The organism is Microbulbifer mixtoriginis (SeqCode), from assembly GCF_052466865.1.
Map to the genome: position 1 here is coordinate 3,476,327 of NZ_CP174293.1, position 24,259 is coordinate 3,500,585.

Genomic DNA, 24,259 nt, shown 5'->3' on the forward strand with positions numbered 1-24,259 from the left:
TTTATTCAGATGACCAGATAATAAAAATTAGCACCATAATAATAGACAGGGTACAGCCAGTCTTTTAAACCTTAGGCTACTTCAAACTAGCAAATACTAATGGCATGGGGGTTGCCCCACCATACCATCAGTAGTCTCAGTAAACTGAACCAAATTAAAGGTTCAGTTACTGTAGCGAAATAGCAGTCAATTCAGAGCCAGCGATATACAGGGTTCCGTCATCACCAAGACTTAAGTGCCCGGAAGATTCAAAACTCCAATCCAACTTCTGAGTACCTATATTAATGGCATAAGTATGTGATGAATCTCCAACAAAAATATGCGTTCGGGTTACCACAATATTTGAAGTTAACGACTTTGACGCCTCCCAGGCCCATACTTCGCTGCCATTTTCTTCATCAGTAGCTTTTAAAATACCAGACTGCAAAGCATAAATAACTCCACCACTAGAAGCTGGCTGCCCTGAAAATCCAACTGAATTTTTTTCCCATAAAATGTTGCGTTTATCGAGATCAAATACAACTAAAGAGCCCGATTGAATTGCCACAATATGATTATACCTAGTCAAAACTGTGGCCAAATTTACATCGTACCCTCTCCAGTCAAAATTAGGATATTCAATGCTATAGGCCAATTCACCAGAATCACGATGAAAAACTTGCAGGTCAGTTATAAATGCATATACATACTGTTCATCTACAGCTGGGGTAAATTCTTGATACTGCGCAGTTGATGCAAACCAAGACTCCGACCCATCACTCAGATCAAATGAGTAAAGTCCTCCGTAATACCCCCCGGCAGTATAAATCCCTCCATCATATACAGTTGGAGACATGTAGGTTGACCACTGATTTCCATATTCAGTAGCAAACAATAGCGAGCCGTCATCTATATCAAGCCCTCGTATAAAGGAATCTTCATGACCACCAGTTTGAAAAATGACTTTTCCACGGTCATAAGCTGGGGGATTTATAGAATGTATACCATCATAAATGCGCTCCCATGCCAAATCTCCCGTGCTTGCATCCAAGGCAACAATTCTCTGCTCAGCAAAATAGGAATCATTAGATGCGAAGACCTTACCATCAGCCACCACTACCGGGTGTAACTTCGTCATATTAGGTAATGTCACGGACCAATGGTGAGAGAAATTATCTACATCCAGCTGTAGCGGTGTAAAACCAGTATGCGCAGCTCCCCCTTGATATGTCGCCCATACTACGGGTAGGGGGTAACTATTTCTATCAATAGGTGAGGTGTCTGAGAAGAACTCTTCAACATTTGTAAAAGAATCAAAATCTTCATCATTTGCTGCATCGTCAGCATCGATCGGGTCTAGCGCATATAGTACTTCCCATCCATCCCGCATACGATCGCCATCAGTATCAGCAACTATTGGAGATGTACCATAGGTATTCGACTCTTCAAAATCCGAAAGGAAATCACCATCTGTATCTACATTTCTCGGAGACGACCCTAAAGCATATTCTTGCAAATTGGTCAGGCCATCAGCATCAATATCATCCGCGCTATCATCTACTAACAAATCCAAACCATACTCGAACTCATACATATCTCCCATACCATCACTATCCGAGTCTTCAAGTAAGGGATTTGAGCCTAGTTCCTTTACCTCTGTAAAATCAGTAAGCCCATCGTTGTCGCTATCTTGCGCCAATAAATTTGTACCTAATTCCGCTTCCACCCCATCGGACAAGCCATCGGCATCCGTATCTGCAATAAAAGGATCAGAACCATAAATTAAAAGCTCATCGCCATCGTTAACGCCGTCATTGTCAATATCAGGGTTGTCCGCATGAGTACCAAAGGTGTACTCCAGCAAAGCAGATAAGCCATCCCCGTCCAAGTCGGAGCCCGCGTCACCTACATTCTTAGGATCTAATCCAAAGGCATACTCCCACCAATCAGGGAGTCCATCATTGTCAGAGTCCCAATCTGGCATAAGATCTACAAATTTACCTCGCGTATCTAGCTTGGTAAAACTACTTAAGTCCGCCGCGACACGATATAGCCCATCATATGCTGTAGCAGCGACTAACTCTCCATTTCTACGAATATTAATATCATTAAAGCTCTGGCCAACGAATAAAGTTTTTTGCAGAACCCCACCAGCCGTAAACTGGTGTATCTCACCGTCCCAGGTAGCTGAAAAAATATTACCAACCTCATCAACGGCAATTGCCCGTGAAGTTTCAATTGGTATATTGGAGAGTAAAACTCCGGACACAGGATCGAACTGAGAAATCTGACTGCCACTTAATGCGTAGAGATAACCATCTTCGCCAACTGTCAGATCTATAAATGGGCCTGCATCTATATAATTCACAGAGCCACTTGCTAAGTCAAACTTTACATACCCTTGACTAGGACTGCCACTAGTTGACTGGTTGGTAACGAAAACTTCTTCACCAACAGCATCTATGCCGCCATAACTCAAATTATTAACGGTACTCCATCCAGGCGCTGGATAGTGCTCCCAAAGGTTTAACTCTAGCGTATACACACTTAAATAAGGTTCAAATGTCCCATTGAAAATCGCTACTCTTCCATCATCCAAAATAACCGCATCTCGTGCATATGCGTTATTACTCCCTTTTGGATCAGGGATATCGAAGCTTTTTATTTCACGACCATCAACATCAAGTAAGTAAAGCTTATTGTCAAAAATAGAAATTCCAGAGGCGCCCAATTCAAAAAGTGTAGGAGGAGAAGTGCCTGCTAATTCATCAATCAAAATACCACAATCGTCAGCAAAGGATTCAACCCTCACAACCAATGTATGATAACCCTCAGCAATGGGAACAGAGAGCTTTTCCCATGATGTTTGGGAGACTGGACTATCTAATAATTTTTCTCCATTTAGCTCAATAACCAATTGGGCATCATAGATAGAGTGACAGGTAGACCGCGCTCGAAGAGAAAGCTCTACAGGTAAAAAGTAATTAGTTGTCGAAATACCCCAACTACCCTCGGCAAATAGACTAACGACCCCATCACTAGCTGATTGAGTTACAAATTTTGGGCTACCTTGTGAAACCCAACCATCCGGCAACTCTTGATCCTCAAAAGAAAAATAGAATTCATCTATTGGAGAGGGTAAGGATAACTCCTCAGTTGGGTCAAAGCCCAAAAGGAACTCGATTAGATTAGAAAACGTATCATTATCCAAATCACTATCGGCATCAGAAACATCTAACGGATTCAGTCCATATAGCACTTCCCAGCCATCTGGCATACCGTCTTCATCCGTATCACTGTTAGATGGATCAGTAAAATAAGTGATAACCTCGTCAAAGTCTGACAACCCATCCTGATCCGTATCTGCCATCAAAGGCGAACTGCCGGCTACGAACTCCTCAAGATTGTTTAGACCATCTGCATCCGAATCCTTCAAGGCATCTAGTTTGTCAGTGTCATCCAAACCGTGGGCCAACTCCCACCACATTGGCAAGCCATCGTTATCGGCATCAGATTCATACCGATAATTTACTATATGCAACCTATTGCCAATTGACTGATCAATTAGTATTACACCATTTTCATCAGCAATAAGGTTTATATAGGTATCGATATCGAGATATTGTTTAAATAGAATCTCACTAAGGTCATAACTGAAAACAGCTAAAAGATATTCCCTATCTACCTTAACCAGACCAACAGCGACACTCTCGCTCCAGGTGAAACCCAGTAGCTGTATCTCCTCGCTCATACCCTCAGATAAAGAGCTCAAATCAAGTGGGCTAACAAGAGGGTTAGCGGGGTATCCTTGGATAACACTCCCCTCACCAGTCACAAACAATTTACCATCCGGTGATTGCGACAGCCAAGCACCTAAAGACTCTCCGAAATAATAATTTTGATACCCGGAAAACGCCTTTCTATCATTATCAATATTAAAACTATTTAAATCTCCATAAGAAGAATAATAATAAAATCGGCCGGTTTCCTTACCGTAAAAGAGTCCCTTTGGTCTATTTACCCAACTGTAACTATCCCTAACCACATAATTTCTATCAAGCAAGTGATAGTTAAAATAAGAGCTATCTAGACCACTTCCAGCAACTGCCACATAGAAATCACCAGCACTTATTAATGCCTCCAGACGTCCCTCAAACGAGGCCACCTCCTGGCTTTTTATAGGTAAAGTTTCACTAAACTCAAGAAGTTTACCATTTTCAAAACTAACCAATATCGAGGATGGATTGGCGACATTTATAGACATCGCCTTACCGTTACTTTCAAAGTGCCCTAACTGTAAAGGATTTAGATATTTACCAGCTGCCGTATCCCACTTCCAGATTGAGCTAGAATTGTCATCCAGCAAATAAAGTACGTTTCCTCTTCGAGCAATCTCATCGACATTTTTAACCTGGACCTGCCCTTGAATATCACAAACACCATTTATGCCATGCTCTGCAAGGTAGCAGGCTGAATCCAGAGGAAATAAATCGAGGCTTAAACTAGATTCTCCCACAGACGGATCATACCCATCATTCCATGAGTCGGGCGCACCATCGAGGTCAGAATCAACTGATGCAGCGCTATCGTTTGGAAATGCATCCTCTCTATTCGGAACTCCATCACCATCTATATCATCCAATAGCTCAACCAGCTGATACTTTCGGCCATGATTCTCAGTATAAGTAATGACTAAGGCTGCTTCATCTAACTGTACTAAGCCCTCAGGAAGTCCGGTATAGGAAGCAGAAAAAAATGCTTCAAAATTGTTGTTGTAAGCTACTAAAGAGCTGTTATTAGTAAAAGACGCTGATAAGGTTACAACCGCACTATTATCGGAAAACCCATAATCAAAACTAGTTACTGGAGAGCCAATTAAACTCAAGTCACTGGCTTTGTAATAATCACCACTACCAAGCAGCACTCCGTTACCACTATTAACGAGCAGAATCGGACCTCTGATAGTGTAATCACCATGATAGGGAGATTCCCCTTGGGCACCTATAGCACCACTCGACTGAGAGATTTCCTCAAAATGTATATCATTAGGTGACGTGCCATCTCTAAAATGATAAAGCCGATTATTTACATCGTTCCAAGCATAATAATGAGAATACCTATTCCAATCCTTACTATCTAATAAATTCCCATCCTTAGACAAGACATGATGTGAACTCCAGGCGCCCTGACCATCTTGAACCAATAGATAGCGACCCGCTTCCGCCAGTCCGGTTGCACCCACAGGCATTTGAATGAGGTTAACTAGTTTTTCAGGTGTATCAATTGAAAAATATCGGATCCAGCCGTCACTATAAGCAAGATATACTCTCTTATGCTCATCATGGTAACGTACAACCTGGGGACTTTGATCTTCAACTACTAGATCAAGTTTTCCAGTGAAGTTTTGGGTCTCTGAACTCCACTGGTAAAAATCGTAAATCCCATTTTCAGAAAACCCGAGATATATAACACCATTCGCATCAGAAAATGCTTCATCCAGTGCAAGTGTATCGGTCAGTGTGGCGAAACAGGTCTCCCCATCACCTTCATTTATCCGAAAGCACGACGCTTCAAGTTCGTAATAGTCAGCATTATCACCTACTCCGTCACCATCCTGATCTGATGACTCTGTTTTATCCCAAGGGAATGCGTCGTTCTCGTTTTCTACGCCATCATTGTCAATATCGTTGTCAACTTCATTGGGGGTACCATCCCCATCTAAATCGGCTCCGATAGCGTTGATAATGGAGTATTTTGGTTTACCCCCCCAGGCTGAGATCTCTCTTGAGCTGTCATATTGACGTGTTTCATGTATAAGGAGCTTAACTAAACCACCAACTTTGAGAGGAGTTTCAGCGTCTGAAGACTCTGGATCAAAGGTGTTGGGTATATGTAGCTCACCAATGTTCAGCCTGGACACAAAGTCGTAATTATCTTGTACTACCTGCGTGGTATTTGTATCAAGACCTTCGGCAAGGCCATCTAACACCCCATCTGTTAGATCTAAAACTAACAACTCCAGTACTGTAGAAGTGCTTATATCTGTCTCGTTTGTAAGAGCCCACACAAGAGACGCGGTAGCTTCAGAAGCGGTACGGTAGCTCAAAATATCATCAAGGTCGGCCTCATTCCCAAAGGCCACTGGTGGCGTATGAAAAAGGTCTACCTTATCTAGCAGGCCAAAGCCTAACTGACTTTTAACAACCAGGGATTGGGAGCTTATAGCATCGCTCAACCCAGGTTTATCGACTACATTTCTCTGCCGGATCAGATCAACAACGATGGTTGTTAGAGGTGTTGCGAAGATATCTTTAGATTTCTCGAGCGCTTCAGCTTCAACAATTGTTGATAAGCTAGGAAGGATTGGGGCCATTCCCGTCGTTAGGTCTATCGTGGCATCACCAGCCAAAAATTCAATTAGATAGTAGCCATTGTCCGGAAGGTCTAAGCCTTCCTCTGTAAATTTACCCAACTCGGTGGTTTCGCCTCTCGCGACAACCTCTCCCTTTAAGTCCTCCGACTCAAAAGAAACTTTATGAATCTTATAGGTAGCAAAACTTAGTGGCCCCTTAACGGCGGCCCCAGAAAGCGAATATGTGACGGCTGGGATAGGGGTAGGCTCGGGTTCAGGTGAAGAGTCACTGCCTCCCCCCCCTCCTGAGCAACCTATTAAGACCGCAGTGAGACCTGCCAGTACAAGCTTTAAATTAAATACCGTTGTTCGCGATCCCATATCACAATCCTTTTCACTCACCAAGCCTGTATACTTAGTGCGATAGTACTTGAGCTGCATAAATCAGGGCCTTTTCGCCACTTTGCAATTCTTTACAAAAACGGGCGCGATCATATACGGCTATTAAATGAACTGCAAAACCCAACCTAGAATTCGATACCTTATTATCACTATATCTCCCGCTGTGTACGGAGGGTATTCCTCTGCGGTAGGGATGCGGGAAGAACTGTGAATACCAGCCCCAGCCCCAGCCCCAGCCCCAGCCCCAGCCCCAGCCCCAGCGGATTGAAGAGAAGATACAAAAAATGGCTAAGATCTTTGATCTCGATATCGCAGCTCCAATTACACTTCATTACAGCAACGTATTTACGCTGCAATCACTACCGAGCAGCTCACCTCTCACCTCTCACCTCTCACCTCTCACCTCTGGTAGGCAAGGATCACTGAGATATGCCCAAAGGCTTTCCTATTTAAAGCCGGTACACTGGAATGGCCAACAACTGTCTCCTAATAAACCCGAGGTTTGCGGGTTAAGGGTTGCCAGTGCTTTCTTTCTCTCCCACATCAGATTCAACAGAGACTACCACCGTGCTATACGGCTCTGATTATGTGTTATTGCACCATATATTTGGTGAGGTAAATGATGAGAAAGGCCCTTAGGGTCTTGCATTAGTTTGTATGAGTCTTATCACCCAGACCATGCGTTAATAGGTGGAGCATCTCGGGGTCACTATTCGCATAAACGCTGAATTTAAGGAGGTATTGATTGATGGTGGTCGTATGACCAGGGTGCACCTGGGCAGGGGGGACTTTTGCTGGCGCTAAGGTAATCACCAATATCGGCCCTGCACTGCTTTATTCCTAGGTAATTCACAAACAACATCTAGAGCCGGAGTTCCACTGCCATATGCGTGGTTTTAGGGTGGGGCCCGGAATCATCATTGGTCCCACCATAGGTTACCTTGAGCAGGACTATATAAATAGGACCCAATACGACTGGTCGAAGTAATTCATTGAAGAGATATTGACCCCTTCAACCATCACTCCCCCCTGATATGGCCAGCATGTCGCCAACGATTTGCTCCGGACTGTCGGAGCGCAAAAGCTGAGACGACTACAGTGAGTAGGCACCGCAAACCATTATCGATATCGTCACTAACCTTGCACCCAATTTTCGCTACTCCATCATCGCTCAGCAAATTCATTCACCTCTGGATTTAGAATGCAAATTTGGTTTGATGGGGGGGGGATATCTTCCAAGGTGCCTTAGGATTGGACCAATTGTGGAGTAACCGGCCCTTATAGGCTTTGCGCATTTCTGCACGCCTACTCTAGGGTTGTATCTCTGTGGTTCCGGTAAACACCTGGGAGGCGGCCGTTATTGGAGTGGTTGAGCATAATACTGCGATGGAAATTTTGACTAACAAGTAAACTTTACCTCCCCCTTGAACATAGAGATAAAACTCAAAAGAAAACTCACCCAACGAAACATGATAGAAGCTTTTAGCTCTTTAGAAGAGCTAGTGGAGAATCTTATTAACCTTCAGATTTCTGGGAGGCATAAATTTATAGAGAAGTAACGGATTTTTCTAACCACAAACTTTCGACTAGGATGCTAGTTCCGAATCACTTAATCACTTAATCACTTAATCACTTAATCACTTAATCACTTAATCACTTAATCACTTAATCACTTAATCACTTCTTCGAGGGTAGATTTAACAAGAAAAAGAGACTCGAAATCATTACCCCACCTTTACTGATAAATGGCATATCAATCAGTTGAGGAGGATATTATGAATGTTACAATACTAGCAGCAGTCTCACCACCTCGAATTTATCTGAAAGCTAACTTTCTTGACATCCTTACCTTTAGCCCAACAAACAATCAGCCGCTACTACTATAAGGGGAAACGAACAAACAATAAAATAGCACTATAATAAATTCACCGCATAAGGAGAGCCACCTCATCAATTAAACCCCCATTAATTTATATATTCCATGAATATATCTGCGCGCTAAAATTTCAAATTTTTAGCTTATCTAAAATACCATTCATATTTTTTTAAAATACCTGAAAGGTATGTAATGAAAAAAAACACACGGGAAAAATAGCACTTTCATCTAACACCAAACGATGGCACCCCCCCTGGTGACCCCCAATTTTTCAGCAATGAGTATGTCTTCAGAGCTTTCTTCCATCCTGCTCACGGCTTTTCCTATTAATCTTGAATGGTCAGATAATATCGATTCCACAACTCAACAGTTTATCTCGAAAAAGATTTGGGTCCGCCGCTTTGTCATACACTAAACGATGAGTTTTGTATTTATATACGTAGCATCAAGTAAAGAGCGTAATAACTTTATATTTGCTGATAAGGAAAATCTAATGGTGCCTCCCAACGGAATACCCTCATCACCGACCATAACTACCCACTTTAAGACCTTGCTTAGCTTGGTTTTCTCAACTTCAGAGCTCCTTTTTTACTGGCGTGAAGCCACTACCAGAACGATCTTTTCCCAGTTAAGAAAAGATCGTTGACTCTCTTACTCAAAAAATCCTCTTCAGGCGCACAACCAAGCTACTCACTACTCACAAAATTAAAGAGGCTCGATCCAGACCCACTAATCGTTGCTATATCAGATTAGAATCGGCTAACTAATTAGCCCCGATGCTGCCGCCATAGTCATAGCTACTCCCAAACGGATATTATAGTGCTGTGAATACTGAGGCCCTCATCAAACCAGTCTCATTTCAGTAATCCAGCATACAATCAGTATTAATCTAAATGCTCTCAGATCAGATTTTTGAGATTTCTCTATGTACTTCGTCAGCTTACCAATTCTGAACCATGTCGCCTCACATTTAGATGGGCTATATTTGATACCCTGACTATATTCAGGCTTGGATCTAATCGATAAGCATTGGCGAGCACCTACCAATTATCTACGATAATTGTTGAGACCTCACTTTGCCATGATTTCACCAAACTAAATGAATGAGACGCCTACAGGGTTTAAATAATTTATTAAACCCTAAACTAGCTCTTTTGAAGTACAAATTAAAAAGGAGAAATTAACTATGACCGATTTTATTAAAGCAGCCAAAATGGCAAGTCCAGCCTATGCCAATGAGCCAAAAGCAGCACGCTCACATGCTGTAGCGACAGCACTTGAGATAATCCGTGCAAGAGCATCATCAGCAAGCACTTCTGTTAATTTGGAGTCTGAATTCAAAAACCTATCGAAATTCGCAGACCAAATTCAATCGGCGATGGAGAGCGGTAGTAAGTAACTTACTCTTCTCTCTAATCGATAGCTCCAGTGTACTACCTGTACACTGGAGCAGGATTTCAATATTATCTCTGACTTAGACCATGTATTTTTGCTTTAATGCTCAACACTCTCGACTCGGCATGCGAGCTATTACTGGTTAATAGTGAGAAAGACGTTTGACGCCATGAGTACTATCACCCCAGCCATGCGTAAGGAAGCAGAACGTCTTGAGGTCGCTATTCATGCAGGGGTTAAAGTAACAGAAGTACTGTTCAATGGTCGTCGTGCAACCGGAGTACGGTTAAGTAGTGGGGAAACCATCAGAAGCAAAAGTAATCGCCATGTCGGTCCTAAACTACTCTATTCTCCGATGATTAACGAACAACATCTAGAGACGGTGCTCCGCCGCCGTGTACATGGTTTTAGAGTGGAGCCCGGCACCTTCCGTCACACTGCTTGAACTATTAGACTTTACCTGTAATTCTGGCACACACGTACAACCGCACTACAAGTCTGGAATCGTCATTGGCCCTACCATGGATTACCTGGAGCAGGCCTATATAGATGCGGCTCAATACGGCTGGTCAAAGCAACCCATTGTCGAGATATTGATCCCCTCCACCATCGATCCCTCCCTGGCCCCCGAGGGCCAACATGTGGCCAGCCTATTCTGCCAGCAATTTGCTCCAGAACAGCCGGAGGGTAAGAGCTGGGACAACTACCGTGAGCAGGCAGCTCAGACCATTATCGATACCGTCAACAACTATGCACCCAATTTCCGTGATTCCATCATCGCCCAACAAATCCACTCACCGCTAGATTTAGAGCGCAAGTTTGGCTTGATGGGTGGCGATATCTTCCATGGTGCCTTAGGCCTGGACCAACTGTGGAGCAACCGCCCTTTTATGGGCTTTGCGGATTACCGCACGCCGATTCAGGGCCTGTATCTCTGCGGTTCCGGTAGTCACCCGGGAGGTGGCGTTACTGGAGTGCCTGGGCATAATGCGGCGATGGAGATTCTAAGGGATAAATAAAAAATGACCCGCAGAAAGCAGGCCATTATCTGTTTGGATTCAGTAGTGGGGTATGAGTCGAACTCAACCCCCTTTCAGACGCTACAATGATCTTGTTGATCGCTATTACAATTAACGCGAGCTCACTCTTAATAGCAAATGATACTGCTTAAAATGCCTCTTTATTAACTCTCCTAGGCTTTCTTAGTGGCAATCCAGTGGTCAACAAGTTGCTCTAACACCATCAGCGGTACGGCACCATTAGTTAGTACCACATCATGGAATTCACGTATATCAAATTTATTCCCTAACTTTTGACGAGCACGTTCTCGCAACTCCAATATCTTCAACATACCAGTTTTATAAGCTACAGCCTGACCCGGCATCACAAAGTAGCGCTCAACCTCAGTGGTGACTTCAGTTCTCGGAAAACCGGTCGTATTCACCATATATTCAATCGCCTCTTCTCGACTCCAGCGCTTGTGATGTATACCGGTATCTACCACTAAACGAACAGCACGAAGCATCTCATCTTGTAATCGCCCAAGATCATCATAGGGATCATCTTGAAAACCAATCTCCTTGGCTAGCTTCTCTGTATAAAGAGCCCAGCCGTCCGCATAAGCTGTATTTGACACGGCTTTAAGAAAAGTTGGCAATCCCTCTAAATCTTTTGCAATTGCCCCTTGAAAATGGTGCCCTGGAATTGCCTCATGATAAGCCAAGGTTCGCATGGTAAATTTCTTTGTTTCATGGACATCGCGCAGGTTTACATAAAATACCCCTCCGCGAGACCCATCAATTGCCGGGGGCATATAGTATGCTTTCGGTGCGCCTTGTTCTTTGAACTCTGCAATTCGCTTAACTTCAACGCCCGCAGTTGGTTTTATATTAAAATAATCGTCAATACCTGCGTTAATCTCATCGATAATCAATTGATAGTCTTTGATAATCTGCTCACGGCCCTTATCTGAATTTTCATAAAGAAACCGAGGATCATTATTTATAGCAGAGAAACGGGTATTAATGCTTCCCGTATCAAGACCAACAGAAGCAAAAATCTGCTTCATTTCATCTTCTATGCGCTCTACTTCCATCAAGCCCGTATTGTGCAGTTCATCGGGAGTCAGATTTGTAGTGGTATGAATACGTATTTGATATGCATAAAATTCATCACCTTCCGGGAGAGCCCAAACGCCATTATTCTCTGAAACCTTATACTGTAATTCTTGATAGTAAGCGATCAAGCTTGCGTACGCAGGATAGACATCTGTTTCAATTAATATTTTTCCTCTATCAAGGATACGTGTACGCTCTTGATCTGGTAAAGTTTCAAGAGTATCCAAGCGATTTTCCAGAGAGGTATAAAGTATGTTTTCATGCGCCGGAACGTTAATAAACCCTTGCATTTCGCTTAACACACGATCAATTACAAAGCGTGGAGGCAGGATCTTTTTCTGTTCCCGAATTTTCAACCCATCCAATACTTGAGAAAATTTTCTATCTACTTCACTTAAGCGGGAGAGATAATAATCCGCTTCTTTGACATTGTTAATTTGATGCAACTCAACAAGAAACTCCGGAAGAGTATTTTGCACACCAAACATTTGATTGAGAGGGTAATTATGATGCCTCCAGCGCTCCCCTTCTACTAGACTTTCCAGGTAGTACTCCAGAATATCATAGGAAATTGCCTGCCGGTCATTGAGACTAGATCTGTCATAGCTCCTTAAAGTAGATAGTTCATCCTTAACTATCTGTATCTCATGTTGCTTCATCTTTTCAGAAACATCATCAAGATGGGCATTATGGCCATCAATCCCAAATCGTTCCAGTATGCGGAAAATTGAAAGTGTTTCCGGGCTGGTACTTTGAATTTTTATAAAGGCTCGCTCAAAATATACATTGATAGACCATGGTTTAAAATAAATTGCATTGACGGCAAAGACCGAGATTGCAACCATCCCAAGCAATAGTATCCCGCCAACCCACTTGGCTGTTGTTTTTATCATTATTAGATCCTCCTAATTTGTGCCACTATTTTCACTATGCCCTTAAACAAAGCACAACCATTTAATCTAGATAATGCGTCAAACAAACCGAATAAAGCGATAAGATGCACATTGTAGATAGATCATGACAGAACAATGGCTTTCAGAGAGACTTGAAGATCAAAGTAGCTCAAATATTACCAAGTAAGAATCTTTCACCATCCTTTCGATTCCAGCTGAGAAAACCACCATATCACCACGCTATTCTGCCAACAAATCACTCAAGAACTGCTGGAGGTCAAAAACTAGAGAACTATCGTGATTGGTCAGCGAAAACTATTACTGGTACCATCATTAACTACAATTCGAATATTCGTAATGCCATCATCGCCCAGAAAATTCACTCTCCCCGGATTTAGAACATAGGTTTTATTTGATCTATTGTGATATCTACCTTAATACTTTGGGGTTGTATCAAGCGTGGAGTAACCGGCTCTTTATTTACTTTGCGGATTGGCGCATCCTGTCCAAGACCTGTATATTTGTGGCTCCGGTAATCTCGATAAGTGTAGCGATCTGTTTTGGGACTTAAGACACCAAGAATCAGGTGATACAGGGACCGAATAATTTTACCCTTGACAGATGATAGATAACGACTGCTCAATCTTGGTTCAGATTTCACCCTCTAAACCAAGCTCTAGATGCTAGAATAGATACTTAAGGATGATACCATCTAACATTTTTTAATATGTTTATTCCACTTAAAAAAATAACTCAACACCGCCACTCTAGACATACCTGAAACTAGCGTTAAAGCTCGACGAGACTGAAAGATTGATAACCATGAAATATGAAACGATCGATGATTTTAATTCAGCACAGGTCGGTGAAGAGCTGCTGATATGCGATACTTTACGACAGCTTATTGATAAAGGCTTGACAAAAGCTGAAAGTAAGATCTGGCACGGCCACCCTGTATGGTTTTTAGAGGGCAATCCAATTGTAGGATACAGTAAACTAAAAGACTGCATTCGCCTGATGTTCTGGAGCGGTATAGACTTTGACGAGCCTAAGCTCGAACCAGGGACAGGAAAATTTAAAGATGCTTCTATTCGTTATACAGAGGCAATGCAGATAAATACAACTGATCTAAAACGCTGGCTAAAAAAATCAAAGGTAATTCAGTGGGATTACAAGAATATTGTCAAACGAAAAGGGAAGTTATTACGCATAATATGAGTAAGGGTACGCATGTTGCTAAACATAGTATAGCTTGAGATTAATACTCGATTTTATGGTTTTGTTGCCAACTTGAAATTCCAACACCTAAAAATACCGAAGTTCAACCCCAGCCTTTTTGGCTTAAACTGAATAATAGCCTACTAAAGAACACCAAAAGTAATTAACAATTTTTTATTTACTCGTGCAGCTTTTGAACAATGGAGATAACGCTCGGATAGTATTCATATAGAATCTCACCTTTACTTTTACGAAAGCTTTATAAAACAAGTTCTTAATGACGTAATGGGGATGATTACCCTGAGGCAAGTAAAAATTTATTGACGCTTTAAATTTTTCATTAATCTTGTCCTCTACCCCTTTATTTAAAGGCGAAACGGTAAAAATTTATTGCAATATTTTATCGACTGCAACAGATGAAGTATCATCTCTCACACAGCTTATTTTATCTAGTTGAGTACGGCTCAAAAGACTCTCGCTGTATTCGCTAGCCTGAAACTATTTCAATCACGATCATCGTTTATGATCAAGTCATCGTTTCGTCAGTGAAATCAAAGGCGTTCCATTATTTGAATCGTAGTAAAGCCTCACATTTGGTATAGGCCAGATTTATTCCGACTTTCTTGGTATCTATTTTTCTTGATAATGATTACACCTAATTTGATTCTCGCCCAAAAGGGGCATCGCAGGAATATAATCTTTTCAGAGAATTCAATAAATCAGTCAATGTTTCGATTCTCTAAAGCTCTTTGAATTGCTGGGCCAATTTGGCGTTTTCGCGAGATCACCCTTTTAGCAACAACCATATCATCTACTACCTGGTCCCCAAAAGCGGAGATAATAAGATCTTTGTCTGAGGTGTCACTCCAAAGTAGATAAGATTTATTTTCACGAGTGTCGACAATTGCGAAGATCAAGTGATCGATACCTTTCTCTTTTTTTATCTCGCCCATGGCAGACTTCAGTTCATACCTTCTGTTGATTAACTGCTGAGCTGTCAGCGTTTCAGCAACACCAATGCCAACTTTTTTTCCTCCGAACTCAAAATCCTTAAAATCAAGTAAAACAATATCCTTGGCGGAAAACCCACCCAGATCTGATTTCTCTAGCAACATCCGCTCTGCAAACTTATCTACATCATCTATACCAGCTCTCTTTGCCAATTTTTTTACATAGACTTTGTCGTACTCGGTTGTGGTAGGTGATGTCAGGTTAACCGTATCCGAAAGAATTGCAGCCAACCCCATACACGCCAGATGAACTGGTAATTCAATAGCAAACTTCTGAGCATGATCAATTAAAATTGTCGCGCTCGATCCCCATGGCCTAGTCTCTATACTGATTACATTTGGAATATTAATTGGCGATCCACCAATCGCATGATGGTCGATTATTGCTACGATTAAGTCCGGATCAATGCCAGTTGGCAATTGAGTGCCTTGGTTAAAATCCACCAATCCAACAGTCTTTCCTGAGAAATTCTCAATTATTTCGGGCTCCTCAGCACCACATTGTTCAATGGCGAAGCGAGTCTCCGGATTGATTTTACTGGGAATTGCTGGCTTACCGCCATAAATGAAGGCTGAGAGCAAGCTCCCGCTAACGGAATCAGTATCGGGTATTTTATGTCCGGTCCAAACCAAATTCTGGGTGCCTTTTAACTCCTTCCTCAGATAATCAGCAGCAACATCTGTAGTAGGCGTATCTTGCCCCAGGTCTGAGGAACTGATTTCCTGCGCACCTAATGAAGCGCCAACAACCCAACTGAGTGAAAAAAACAAGGCTCTCGAAAGCAGACCGGGGAAGTCTATTGGGCGGTGATCACTTAGTATTGACAGGCATGAGATTAGAAATCTCACCGGCATCCTCCACAGTCATTTGCTAACAGATTAATAGAAACCTTAAATTAACTGATGGCATGACTAACATCCGTCCATCACATTCATTCACTCATTATATCTTAAGCGGATCGATAAACTATCGAAGCCCTCTGAGTAAAGAGGTAAGCAGTTCGTACTATAGACAAGGTATAGTCACTTAGCGGACAAACCAACTACAGCTTAACTTTACTGGCTCTATTTGTCGCATGTGGATACAAATAAACGTATTCCCTCGAAACTCTAGCTACTTCATTAACTTTCATTATTGACGCCAAATAACCTAAGGACACTTCTCAACACTCACCAAATATAAAGCCTAAACCGCCAACCCTACTGATGAAATTTAATAAAATACCTGCTATTTATCCATACCAATATGAGAGCAATCAAGGACTCAGCCCAGAATCATCCAAATATTTCTTGGTGTAATACCCTCTTATCAGTGCATTTACCCCTACGCCTAGTACCAGTGAATTGAAAAGCCTATGAATAGGTTGGCATCAGATTTTACACTTAATAACGTAGCCTATACCGTAATGAGTAATCATTACCATATCGTAATTTATATCGGCTAAAAGGCTGGCCTGACCAGATAACGAAGTGATTCTTCGCTATCTGGAGCTATTTAAGGCCTCAAACTTGGCACAACGATAACCCAGGGCAGCGTACTCGATAACTGTGAATCGCTAAAGCTACAAAGCGTTGTCCTTCTATGGCAGGAAAATTTAATCAATGTCAGCTGTTTTATATATCTCTTAAATGAATCCCAGCTAATCCTGAAGACAGCGTTACAGGCCGCTTATTTAAATCCTGGGCTTTATTGGATAATAAACGTTAACGCGGCCAGTATGAGCTATGTAGACCTAAACACAATCAGGGCCAATATCACAAATACGCCTAAACACCCTGATTACACTTTGATTCAACTATGCATTCGTGCAGCAAGCTCAATAAACATAGGGTACATGGTTTGATCCACTACCGGAGTTTCCTCTTTGCCAATTTAACCCTGCTCCAATCTATCAACACTACGATTTCTGACTTATTACCACAAAGTGAAGTTTTCTAAAGCCTAAATACAAGTTCTTAACATTTCACCTACCCTTATTTCCAAATCAGATATGAATAGCCACGAGAACCGATACTTGTCGCAAAACTGAGACTTGTCTCCAATTTTTGGGTGCCCTGAATAATTCACTCTGCAAGGCTTGGTGTTATAATTTTAGTATTGTAATAATAACAAGGTGTAAAAAATGGCAAAGTACATTTACCTCCCGGTAAACAGTGATGAAATGCTAGAGTTCGCGGAGAATATGGCGAGTGCATGGGATATTCCGAAGAATCAAATTCTTGCCAACAAGGTAACATCTGGTATTGGTAAGTCTATGTACCGCTGGATAGATAAGTGTCTTAGTAGCCTCAAATCTGGAGACACTCTTTATATTGTTGCTCATGGTACCGGCGGTGGCGATGGCAAGCAAATTGGTGCACAACGCAATAGTGGCAAGAATAAACAAGCAAAAGTTTTCGATAGAGGAGTAGAGTCGTGGCAGGGTGGAGTATGGAAAACCTATACACCCACGCAGCTAGCGGGCACGCTGGTTAAAGAGGGTTTGCCTGGCAATTTTGTCGATCTGCATCTCTGCGCTTGCGGGTCAGGTTATGATGGTGAGAAGTTAAGGCCCTGGGCCCAGCGTTTACGTGAGGCGATGGCCACTACCCATAAAAGCCTAGAGGTTACCGGGTACCTCGGCTGGTTTGATGCTACCGGTAGCTCTGTAAAGATTAAGGTTAATACTCAGTATTATGATTTGAATGAGCGTGCAGTCACCTTTTCTTAATAGTTATCGACTAAAAGGCGAAGTGGGCATCTGCAAGGATTTTCAAAATTCTGCGTGAGCTAGTCAGCTATAGGCAGATTATTTCTCTCGGCGATCTGGAGAACAGATCGCCAGCTGTAATAGTGCCGCGTTCCGGCTTTGAATTGGGCATGCCTAGCATTAGGCAGTTTTAGTTGTATTAATTCAGGACAAATCTGACACACCTTATTTTAATTGAGAGCTGTAATGCGGACCACAATTATAAATTTCATGAATCAAATTCTCCCTAAAAGAATCATACTTTGAAGAATATTGCTTATCACAAGAATAAACCTCCAGCCCCCATTTTCAATTAAGACTCGCAATTTAAAACACACTACTCACCCAAATTTTACTTTTGAAATTAAGTTCATCACTATTACGCGCCTCTAGAACGGCCTACAATATTTGATAAGATTCAGCTTCAATCAATTAATCAGCCGGCAAAGATATTAGTTCTACGTTATGCTTCCCCAGGACTGGCCCTATGGAGCCCATCCAAATCCATTGTGGTCAGACGGCTTACAGGGGCAAACGAACCAAACATTCCTACTCACGGTAAGCCAGGAGCTATTACTTCTACGTATCAATTCACAATACAGCAGTGCTCTAGATTTAAACCGACAAGCAGAGACCTACCTCCTTGTGAGTTCAAGTAGTGCCGGGCTATACGCTCCTTTAGTTTACAGTGCCCCAGCATATCAATACCAAGTTACCCGCTTTGTGAAGTGCACCTTGGAATGGAAGTGATGCCAATGCTCCGGAACAGGTTGCCAATTTACTTAATGAAATCCACAGCCTCCCCGAAATTGATGCCCACTTGGATATATCCTTTAAAGCTGATCATTATTGGAGCTCGATTAATGAACAAGCAAATTTCTACCCCACACTAGTACAGCTTTACCAAACAATTTCTTCCCATATTGCTGCCGCGGAACAGCTAAGTAGTAGGTTCTTTCTTTGCCATAATGATTTTAAGCACTGGAAATCTCATCACTGAAAAGACCGGGCGGCTTTATGCCATTGATTGGGAATACGCGGCTATGGGCGATCACTTCTATGATCTCGCCGTAATCATTGAGGAACATCAGCTCAACAGAATTCAGTAACAATCCTTGCTCGAGCTGTATCTTAGGTGTAATCCGGCCGGAGAACATTGGCGCAGAGTGTACAAATATCTAAACTTACTCTGGTATGCCGTATAATGGGCTCTGAGATCCCAAAAACAAATTTTTTGCTTAAAAAATAGACAGCATCAGCGAAAACCTGCTCCGATCGGAACTCGCCTAACATTTATAGCTTCCCTCACCTTAAGGAGTTTAGACACTTGATGAAGTAAATGTTGTAAAATCAACACTTCCTTTACTAATAATTAACCTCTAAAAACCAGGAAAATAACTTATGCGAAATATTGTTTTTACATTGATGTTGTTTGTTTTGACAATCGGTAACGCACAGGCGCAAGAGAAGCCTGAAGCATTCAAAACTATCGAGAACCTTCTAAATTACATATCCGATGTAGACCATGAGCGTATGAGAGGCACCGTAACTGAATCTTTTCTCTTGCTCGAACATGGTGAAGTATGGACGATTGAAGATCTAATTAAGGTAGCAAAGCCATCAGATACTGTTAGAACCAATTACTTTAGCATTATTGACTTTGATGAGAGGCCAGACCTAGTCACAATCAACTATTGGAATAAGGCCAATTTTGCTAAAAAGAATGAGAGCCAGGATGTTTATTGGCTCGAAAGCGCTATTCTACAGAAAGTGAAAGGAAAGTGGCTCATCTCACAATTGCACTCTACAAGACTGCCATCTGGAAAAGTGCCAGAAAATGTGGTGTTTAAGCCATAAGGCTACCTTAACCACCAATAAGTAAGAGCCAAAAGGGATTTTGCTCTTATACTTCAGCGCTAATGACGCATTGATATATCCTAACTGACTCAATCAATAGCCCCCTCCTCTCAAGTCAAAATCGTACTGTAAGTCATTTCCTAAGTATCAAACTCTATTGTTTACCACTATTAAGTAACTAAACTAAAAACTGAAAGTATATCTCTCAGGAAAAATACACTCTGACTGGAGAGCCCAGATAATTGAAGGCTGCAATAAGTAGTGACTGGAAATCTCTTTCTTCTTTGCGGTGACCAATCACGATGCGAGTGATACAGCTGGCGATGGTCATGGCGTGGAAGCTAACTCCTTCTGTCGAGATCATAAGTCTGCCTAGGTCAACGCGATGCAGATTAAACACCACATTGAAAATTGTGGCCTGGCTATTATTCTCTTTGGTGAAAATATAATAAATGGAATGCAGTGTTCGATGCTGGATGCTGCGTAGCGCTTGGTAAATCCTATATCACTCTACATGATCAATCCCTGGTACCTGCGTTAAAAGAGGTTGATGGTGCCGCTCAAACCTGGGCACAAACACCTGACCAGGTTGACTCACAACAGGGTATCAACTTCAGCTTTATGCCATTAGAGAATCCAATATAACCAGATTTCCCGTAATGACTGTGGGGAACTTGATATTCATGGGAACAAAGTCAGGGTAATAGTCACCGAAGTTTGTTCAGATAGCTTGCGGTACCAGTAGAGGAACTGGCCGTAGTTTAGATTGTGATTACGAACATTAGCGCACTTGGATTGAGAGCTTTTCTCCGAAGTTGATCGAGGGGGCATCGTGCCAGCCTACCAGGACAAATTAAACAATGTGGCTCATGTACCGCTTACAATAGTGACAACTCGTTGCAAATCAAGCTCACCAAATTTGATGAGGAAATATAGACTTCCTACAATGCGTTCAGGGTCACCCATAACCAGCTTAATCTTTCATTGTGGAAATTTAATATCTCAAACAAGCGTACGCAGTAGCATGCTGGATCGATTCGGCTTTTTACTACTGGGTTCATCGGTTATTTTTCTCTAGTAATCTGGACCCAATTTGGCTACTAGTTCCCTCCGCTAAATAACAAGGGACGATTGCCGGTATAACTCCTCTAGTCTTTTCAATGCGGATACACCAGAGAGGCAAGATCCCTCCTGAATGCCGCTTTAAGCGCTTTCAGGCCTTCGCTTTCAGCTGCTGTTTGATCCGCACATAGATTTCTTCACGATGGATAGGCAGTGACCTGGGTGCACTTATGCCTATCTTCACTTGATTACCTTTAACCTCCAGCACTGTGACGGAGACATTTGCTCCAATCCTTAAGTTTTCACCTATCCGTCGCTTTAAAATCAACATACACATTTCCTTCAATGGTCAAAGTCTGGGTACTTCTGGGGTAGGGAAGCCTGGGCTTAGCGTTTGGAGGAAATATGGGGTGGTGCGCGGGGGCGGTAGGTAGAGAAGAGGAAAAGGCGGGCGCTAGGCTTCCAGAGCTTGGGAACAGGCCCCAAGCTGCTGAATGTACTCCACTTTATTGAAGGCGAGCGGGTTTCTAGCGTATTATCCATATAGCCATTTTGATACTTAGGTTATCAATTTGGTTAGCTGGCCCCGGGTGTTCCTAGCACCTTGGGTCAGCGCCTTTTACTTACTCTTACGTCACGCTACCGTTCTCCTTTGAGGGGATGGGTCTTTTAGAAAACTCTCGGCTCTCTCGAAGCTTTCAAAATCTTTTAAACTTCTGAAGCCTTTTTAAGCGGCTCACTCAATTACTGCAAAAATACCAAAAGTATCAATCGATTTTACGCAGCTTTGGGGTTGAAACAAACTTAATAAATTCCAATAAGATTATTTCTGCGCCTATATTTCTCATACTTTCGCCTAAGGAAATCTCAGCCAACTATTGGTAAATTTAATTTACATTGGAATTTTTCTTATGCTCTTCTGAAAATATTAAAGAGCTATTTCCGTTTGTCGTCAGTGACTATTTGAATATGTCGAAAGACCTATCCTTCTATTTCGATCGCTATTTGGAGCTAATGAGCTGGTGAAGCCGACATTTAGCGACCCAGGAAATGAGTCCGTATCGAAGAAAAACGCCTCCTACCCTCAAGTGACTTGGTATCTCACCCAAGCAGGGGCTATATATCAACCGGACACTTTAGAGACTTGCTAGCGCCAGTAGACTTCAGGCGAGCTTAATATACCTTGGGCACACCGCATAGGTAACTACCTGCGCTGCATTTCAGCTATTCCCTGCTAATCTAGCCTTCCCCCAATTACTCATCGACATGATCGCCGACTTTCAGTCTATAAACAAATTTTCCGGGACTTGATTGCAAATTCTCTGCATTTCACGTCCTTTACTACTAAATGAGAGTTAGAGAGCCTGAAAAATAGATATTTGTCATATCTCTCTCCAATCTTTAGATGCTCAGTATTGCCTACTAAACATCTCACGCAGAATTCCATTGACCGAATTTACATAAAAACACAATGTTCTTCCTGATAAGCTCAGTTGCTCATTGCAACTCAGGTTAAAGCAAAGAGTGATTAATCAAATTAAGGAGATCCCCATAACTCAGCATACAAGCAAAGCCAATGAAAGACTCAGTAAACATTGAGCGTAAGGACAGTTGAGAGATTTTGCTCTCTGCATTTGTAATATTGATTTAGGGAATATGAATTTCACCTAACCCTATAGCAAGGTTTTACAAGCCAACACCTTGAGTTGAGTCTTTCGTGATTTTGAATCAATGGCAGCATAAAATGTGCTCTATTTTACATAAAGGCGTACTACAGATTAGTGTTTTTTAAAATAACATGGAGTTAACTATCCAGATGAAACAATCTCTGAGTTCACTCAAGATTATCGCGGTTTTTTTAACCCTCACAGCATGCCTTTATCCCATCGGATACTGGCTTATTTTCCATATGGAGAGTGCAGTACCATTAATGCTTTCAGTTGGACTTGCTACGATCATAACCTGCCTGAGCTTCAAGAAAAGCCTGGGCTCCCTGGGCTGGCCTTGGGGAAGCTGGAAGCATCAATGGTTCAGCTATTTAGCACCATTAGCTTATGTAGCAGTTGCCTACCTCATTATATGGGGCTTAGGTTTTGGAGAGTGGTACAACTCAGAATACGTTACAGCACTTAGAGATGGGTATAAGGTAGACAACTGGAGTGACTCCAGTGTGATTATTTTCCGATTCTTAATTACTGCAAGTATCAGCTTTATATTATTACTACCTGGAGTTCTAGGAGAAGAGATTGGATGGCGAGGATTACTTGTACCTGAACTTTCGAAACTTATGTCCTTTTCTGGGGTTGCACTAATTTCTGGATTTATATGGGCAGCTTGGCATTGGCTCATGATGATAGCAGGCGTTTATGGGAATGAAACGGTACCTCTCGGCTACCAATTATTTTTCTTTACACTAGGCTTAATGTCTATGTCAGTCATCATGACCTACATAAGATTAAGAAGTAATAGTGTTTGGCCGGCCGTAATCTTTCACATGAGCCACAATGTATTTATTCAAAAATTTTTCAATCCCTTGACCATGCAAAACACAGATTCAGGTTGGTATATCAATGAGTTTGGAGTGGTTCTGCCTGTAGTAATTTTTTGTACAAGCATCTATTTCTGGAGAAAAGGTCAACAAGAGTTCGGCTCTATTCAGCCTAAGAGTACCTTATTGTCTCCACAAAGCTCTTGACATGATAGCGGAGATATATGTAGTGGTCTGATCCTTCTGGACACTACGCTAAGATGGTAAAACTACCAAGCGAACAACAAAAGATACATGTAGGTATTTTAAGCCGTAATTCAAGAAAAACGCTCTGACCCTAGTCTCTGAGTAAGAATATTCAATTTCTAGGGTAGCAGAGGGTGTTAGCTTGATGCGGACCGGAACTCTATATCTTCGCCAAAATGCTTGAAGACTCTACTTGAGCTTCTATTCAACAGCGCGTTTACGTAGCAGTCTCAGGTGAGCAGCCCAAAGATCTACTTCTGTTTGTCAGCGGTGAGTATTTGAATGTGCCGAAAGGGCTACCCTTTCAGCTGGATCACTATCTCAAACTAGTTGACTGGAGTGGCCGACAACTCAACCTACAGAAACGGAGAGCTATTGATGAAAATATCCCCCCAATTCTTCAACGCTTGGGGATACCTGCAAAGCACTAGCTCTATCTAAACCACAACTTTGAGAGCCGCTTTAAGTGCTTGGTGGGCTCGGCGGAATTGGTACAAAAGGTCTGTACCCAGCAGAATAAGCGCTGGATACATGGACTGTGAGACTGCCAACTCTTCCTTAGCTCCGCCCCAAGTTAAATAGCCGAAAATCCTCTCGACTATCACTAAAGCAGTTGCGCGACTGGCTGCACTCCA

General features: G+C 42.2%; 14 protein-coding genes. 9 read left to right on the plus strand and 5 right to left on the minus strand.

Features of this window, described 5'->3' with window-relative positions:
- Positions 1–166 precede the first annotated feature (166 nt).
- The gene (locus tag ACJJJA_RS15705; protein ID WP_444902708.1) at positions 167–6,451 is read right to left on the minus strand and encodes a BamB-related PQQ repeat family beta-propellar protein; all 6,285 of its coding nucleotides are present in this window, start codon (positions 6,449–6,451) and stop codon (positions 167–169) included.
- A gap of 3,344 nt (positions 6,452–9,795) precedes the next feature.
- On the opposite strand from ACJJJA_RS15705, the gene ACJJJA_RS15710 reads away from it, so the two are divergent.
- From ACJJJA_RS15710 to ACJJJA_RS15720, 3 genes are all read left to right on the plus strand, one after another.
- Entirely contained in the window at positions 9,796–10,008 is a 213-nt protein-coding gene (locus ACJJJA_RS15710; RefSeq protein ID WP_444902709.1) for a hypothetical protein, read from the plus strand.
- Between the two features lie 165 nt (positions 10,009–10,173).
- Positions 10,174–10,449 carry a hypothetical protein gene (locus ACJJJA_RS15715; RefSeq protein WP_444902710.1) on the plus strand — a complete coding sequence of 92 codons (276 nt, stop codon included), beginning with the start codon at positions 10,174–10,176 and terminating at the stop codon, positions 10,447–10,449.
- Positions 10,400–11,023 carry a phytoene desaturase family protein gene (locus ACJJJA_RS15720; RefSeq protein ID WP_444902711.1) on the plus strand — a complete coding sequence of 208 codons (624 nt, stop codon included), beginning with the start codon at positions 10,400–10,402 and terminating at the stop codon, positions 11,021–11,023. Before ACJJJA_RS15715 ends, ACJJJA_RS15720 begins: the two co-directional genes overlap by 50 nt.
- Positions 11,024–11,196: 173 nt before the next feature.
- Here ACJJJA_RS15720 and ACJJJA_RS15725 read toward each other — a convergent pair whose 3' ends face one another.
- Positions 11,197–13,014 carry a DUF885 domain-containing protein gene (locus tag ACJJJA_RS15725; protein ID WP_444902712.1) on the minus strand — a complete coding sequence of 606 codons (1,818 nt, stop codon included), beginning with the start codon at positions 13,012–13,014 and terminating at the stop codon, positions 11,197–11,199.
- A gap of 822 nt (positions 13,015–13,836) precedes the next feature.
- Here ACJJJA_RS15725 and ACJJJA_RS15730 point away from each other — a divergent pair.
- Positions 13,837–14,232 (plus strand): DUF1801 domain-containing protein, encoded by a 396-nt coding sequence (locus tag ACJJJA_RS15730; RefSeq protein ID WP_444902713.1) that lies wholly within the window; start codon positions 13,837–13,839, stop codon positions 14,230–14,232.
- Positions 14,233–14,951: 719 nt separating this feature from the next.
- Here the strand turns inward: ACJJJA_RS15730 and ACJJJA_RS15735 are convergent.
- A complete protein-coding gene (locus ACJJJA_RS15735) occupies positions 14,952–16,013 on the minus strand; it encodes a manganese-dependent inorganic pyrophosphatase (protein WP_444902714.1) in 1,062 nt (353 codons plus the stop codon).
- A gap of 1,352 nt (positions 16,014–17,365) precedes the next feature.
- Between ACJJJA_RS15735 and ACJJJA_RS15740 the strand changes: the two genes are divergently transcribed.
- The gene (locus tag ACJJJA_RS15740; protein ID WP_252082349.1) at positions 17,366–17,953 is read left to right on the plus strand and encodes a hypothetical protein; all 588 of its coding nucleotides are present in this window, start codon (positions 17,366–17,368) and stop codon (positions 17,951–17,953) included.
- 992 nt (positions 17,954–18,945) lie between these two features.
- On the opposite strand, the gene ACJJJA_RS15745 is transcribed toward ACJJJA_RS15740, so the two are convergent.
- Positions 18,946–19,083: a hypothetical protein gene (locus ACJJJA_RS15745; RefSeq protein ID WP_444902715.1), complete on the minus strand. Its 138-nt coding sequence runs from the start codon at positions 19,081–19,083 to the stop codon at positions 18,946–18,948.
- Between the two features lie 289 nt (positions 19,084–19,372).
- Between ACJJJA_RS15745 and ACJJJA_RS15750 the strand changes: the two genes are divergently transcribed.
- The 3 genes from ACJJJA_RS15750 (at position 19,373) to ACJJJA_RS15760 (ending at position 20,473) form a co-directional block, all read left to right on the plus strand.
- On the plus strand, positions 19,373–19,828 hold the full coding sequence (locus ACJJJA_RS15750; RefSeq protein ID WP_444902716.1) for a nuclear transport factor 2 family protein: 456 nt from the start codon (positions 19,373–19,375) through the stop codon (positions 19,826–19,828).
- A gap of 214 nt (positions 19,829–20,042) precedes the next feature.
- Complete coding sequence (locus ACJJJA_RS15755) at positions 20,043–20,090, plus strand: hypothetical protein (protein WP_444905254.1); 48 nt, start codon at positions 20,043–20,045, stop codon at positions 20,088–20,090.
- 200 nt (positions 20,091–20,290) lie between these two features.
- The gene (locus ACJJJA_RS15760; protein ID WP_444902717.1) at positions 20,291–20,473 is read left to right on the plus strand and encodes a YtoQ family protein; all 183 of its coding nucleotides are present in this window, start codon (positions 20,291–20,293) and stop codon (positions 20,471–20,473) included.
- Positions 20,474–21,041: 568 nt separating this feature from the next.
- Here the strand turns inward: ACJJJA_RS15760 and csrA are convergent.
- On the minus strand, positions 21,042–21,221 hold the full coding sequence (gene csrA / locus ACJJJA_RS15765) for a carbon storage regulator CsrA (protein ID WP_444902718.1): 180 nt from the start codon (positions 21,219–21,221) through the stop codon (positions 21,042–21,044).
- Positions 21,222–22,706: 1,485 nt separating this feature from the next.
- On the opposite strand from csrA, the gene ACJJJA_RS15770 reads away from it, so the two are divergent.
- Positions 22,707–23,585 carry a CPBP family intramembrane glutamic endopeptidase gene (locus ACJJJA_RS15770; RefSeq protein WP_444902719.1) on the plus strand — a complete coding sequence of 293 codons (879 nt, stop codon included), beginning with the start codon at positions 22,707–22,709 and terminating at the stop codon, positions 23,583–23,585.
- The last annotated feature ends 674 nt before the right edge of the window (positions 23,586–24,259 follow it).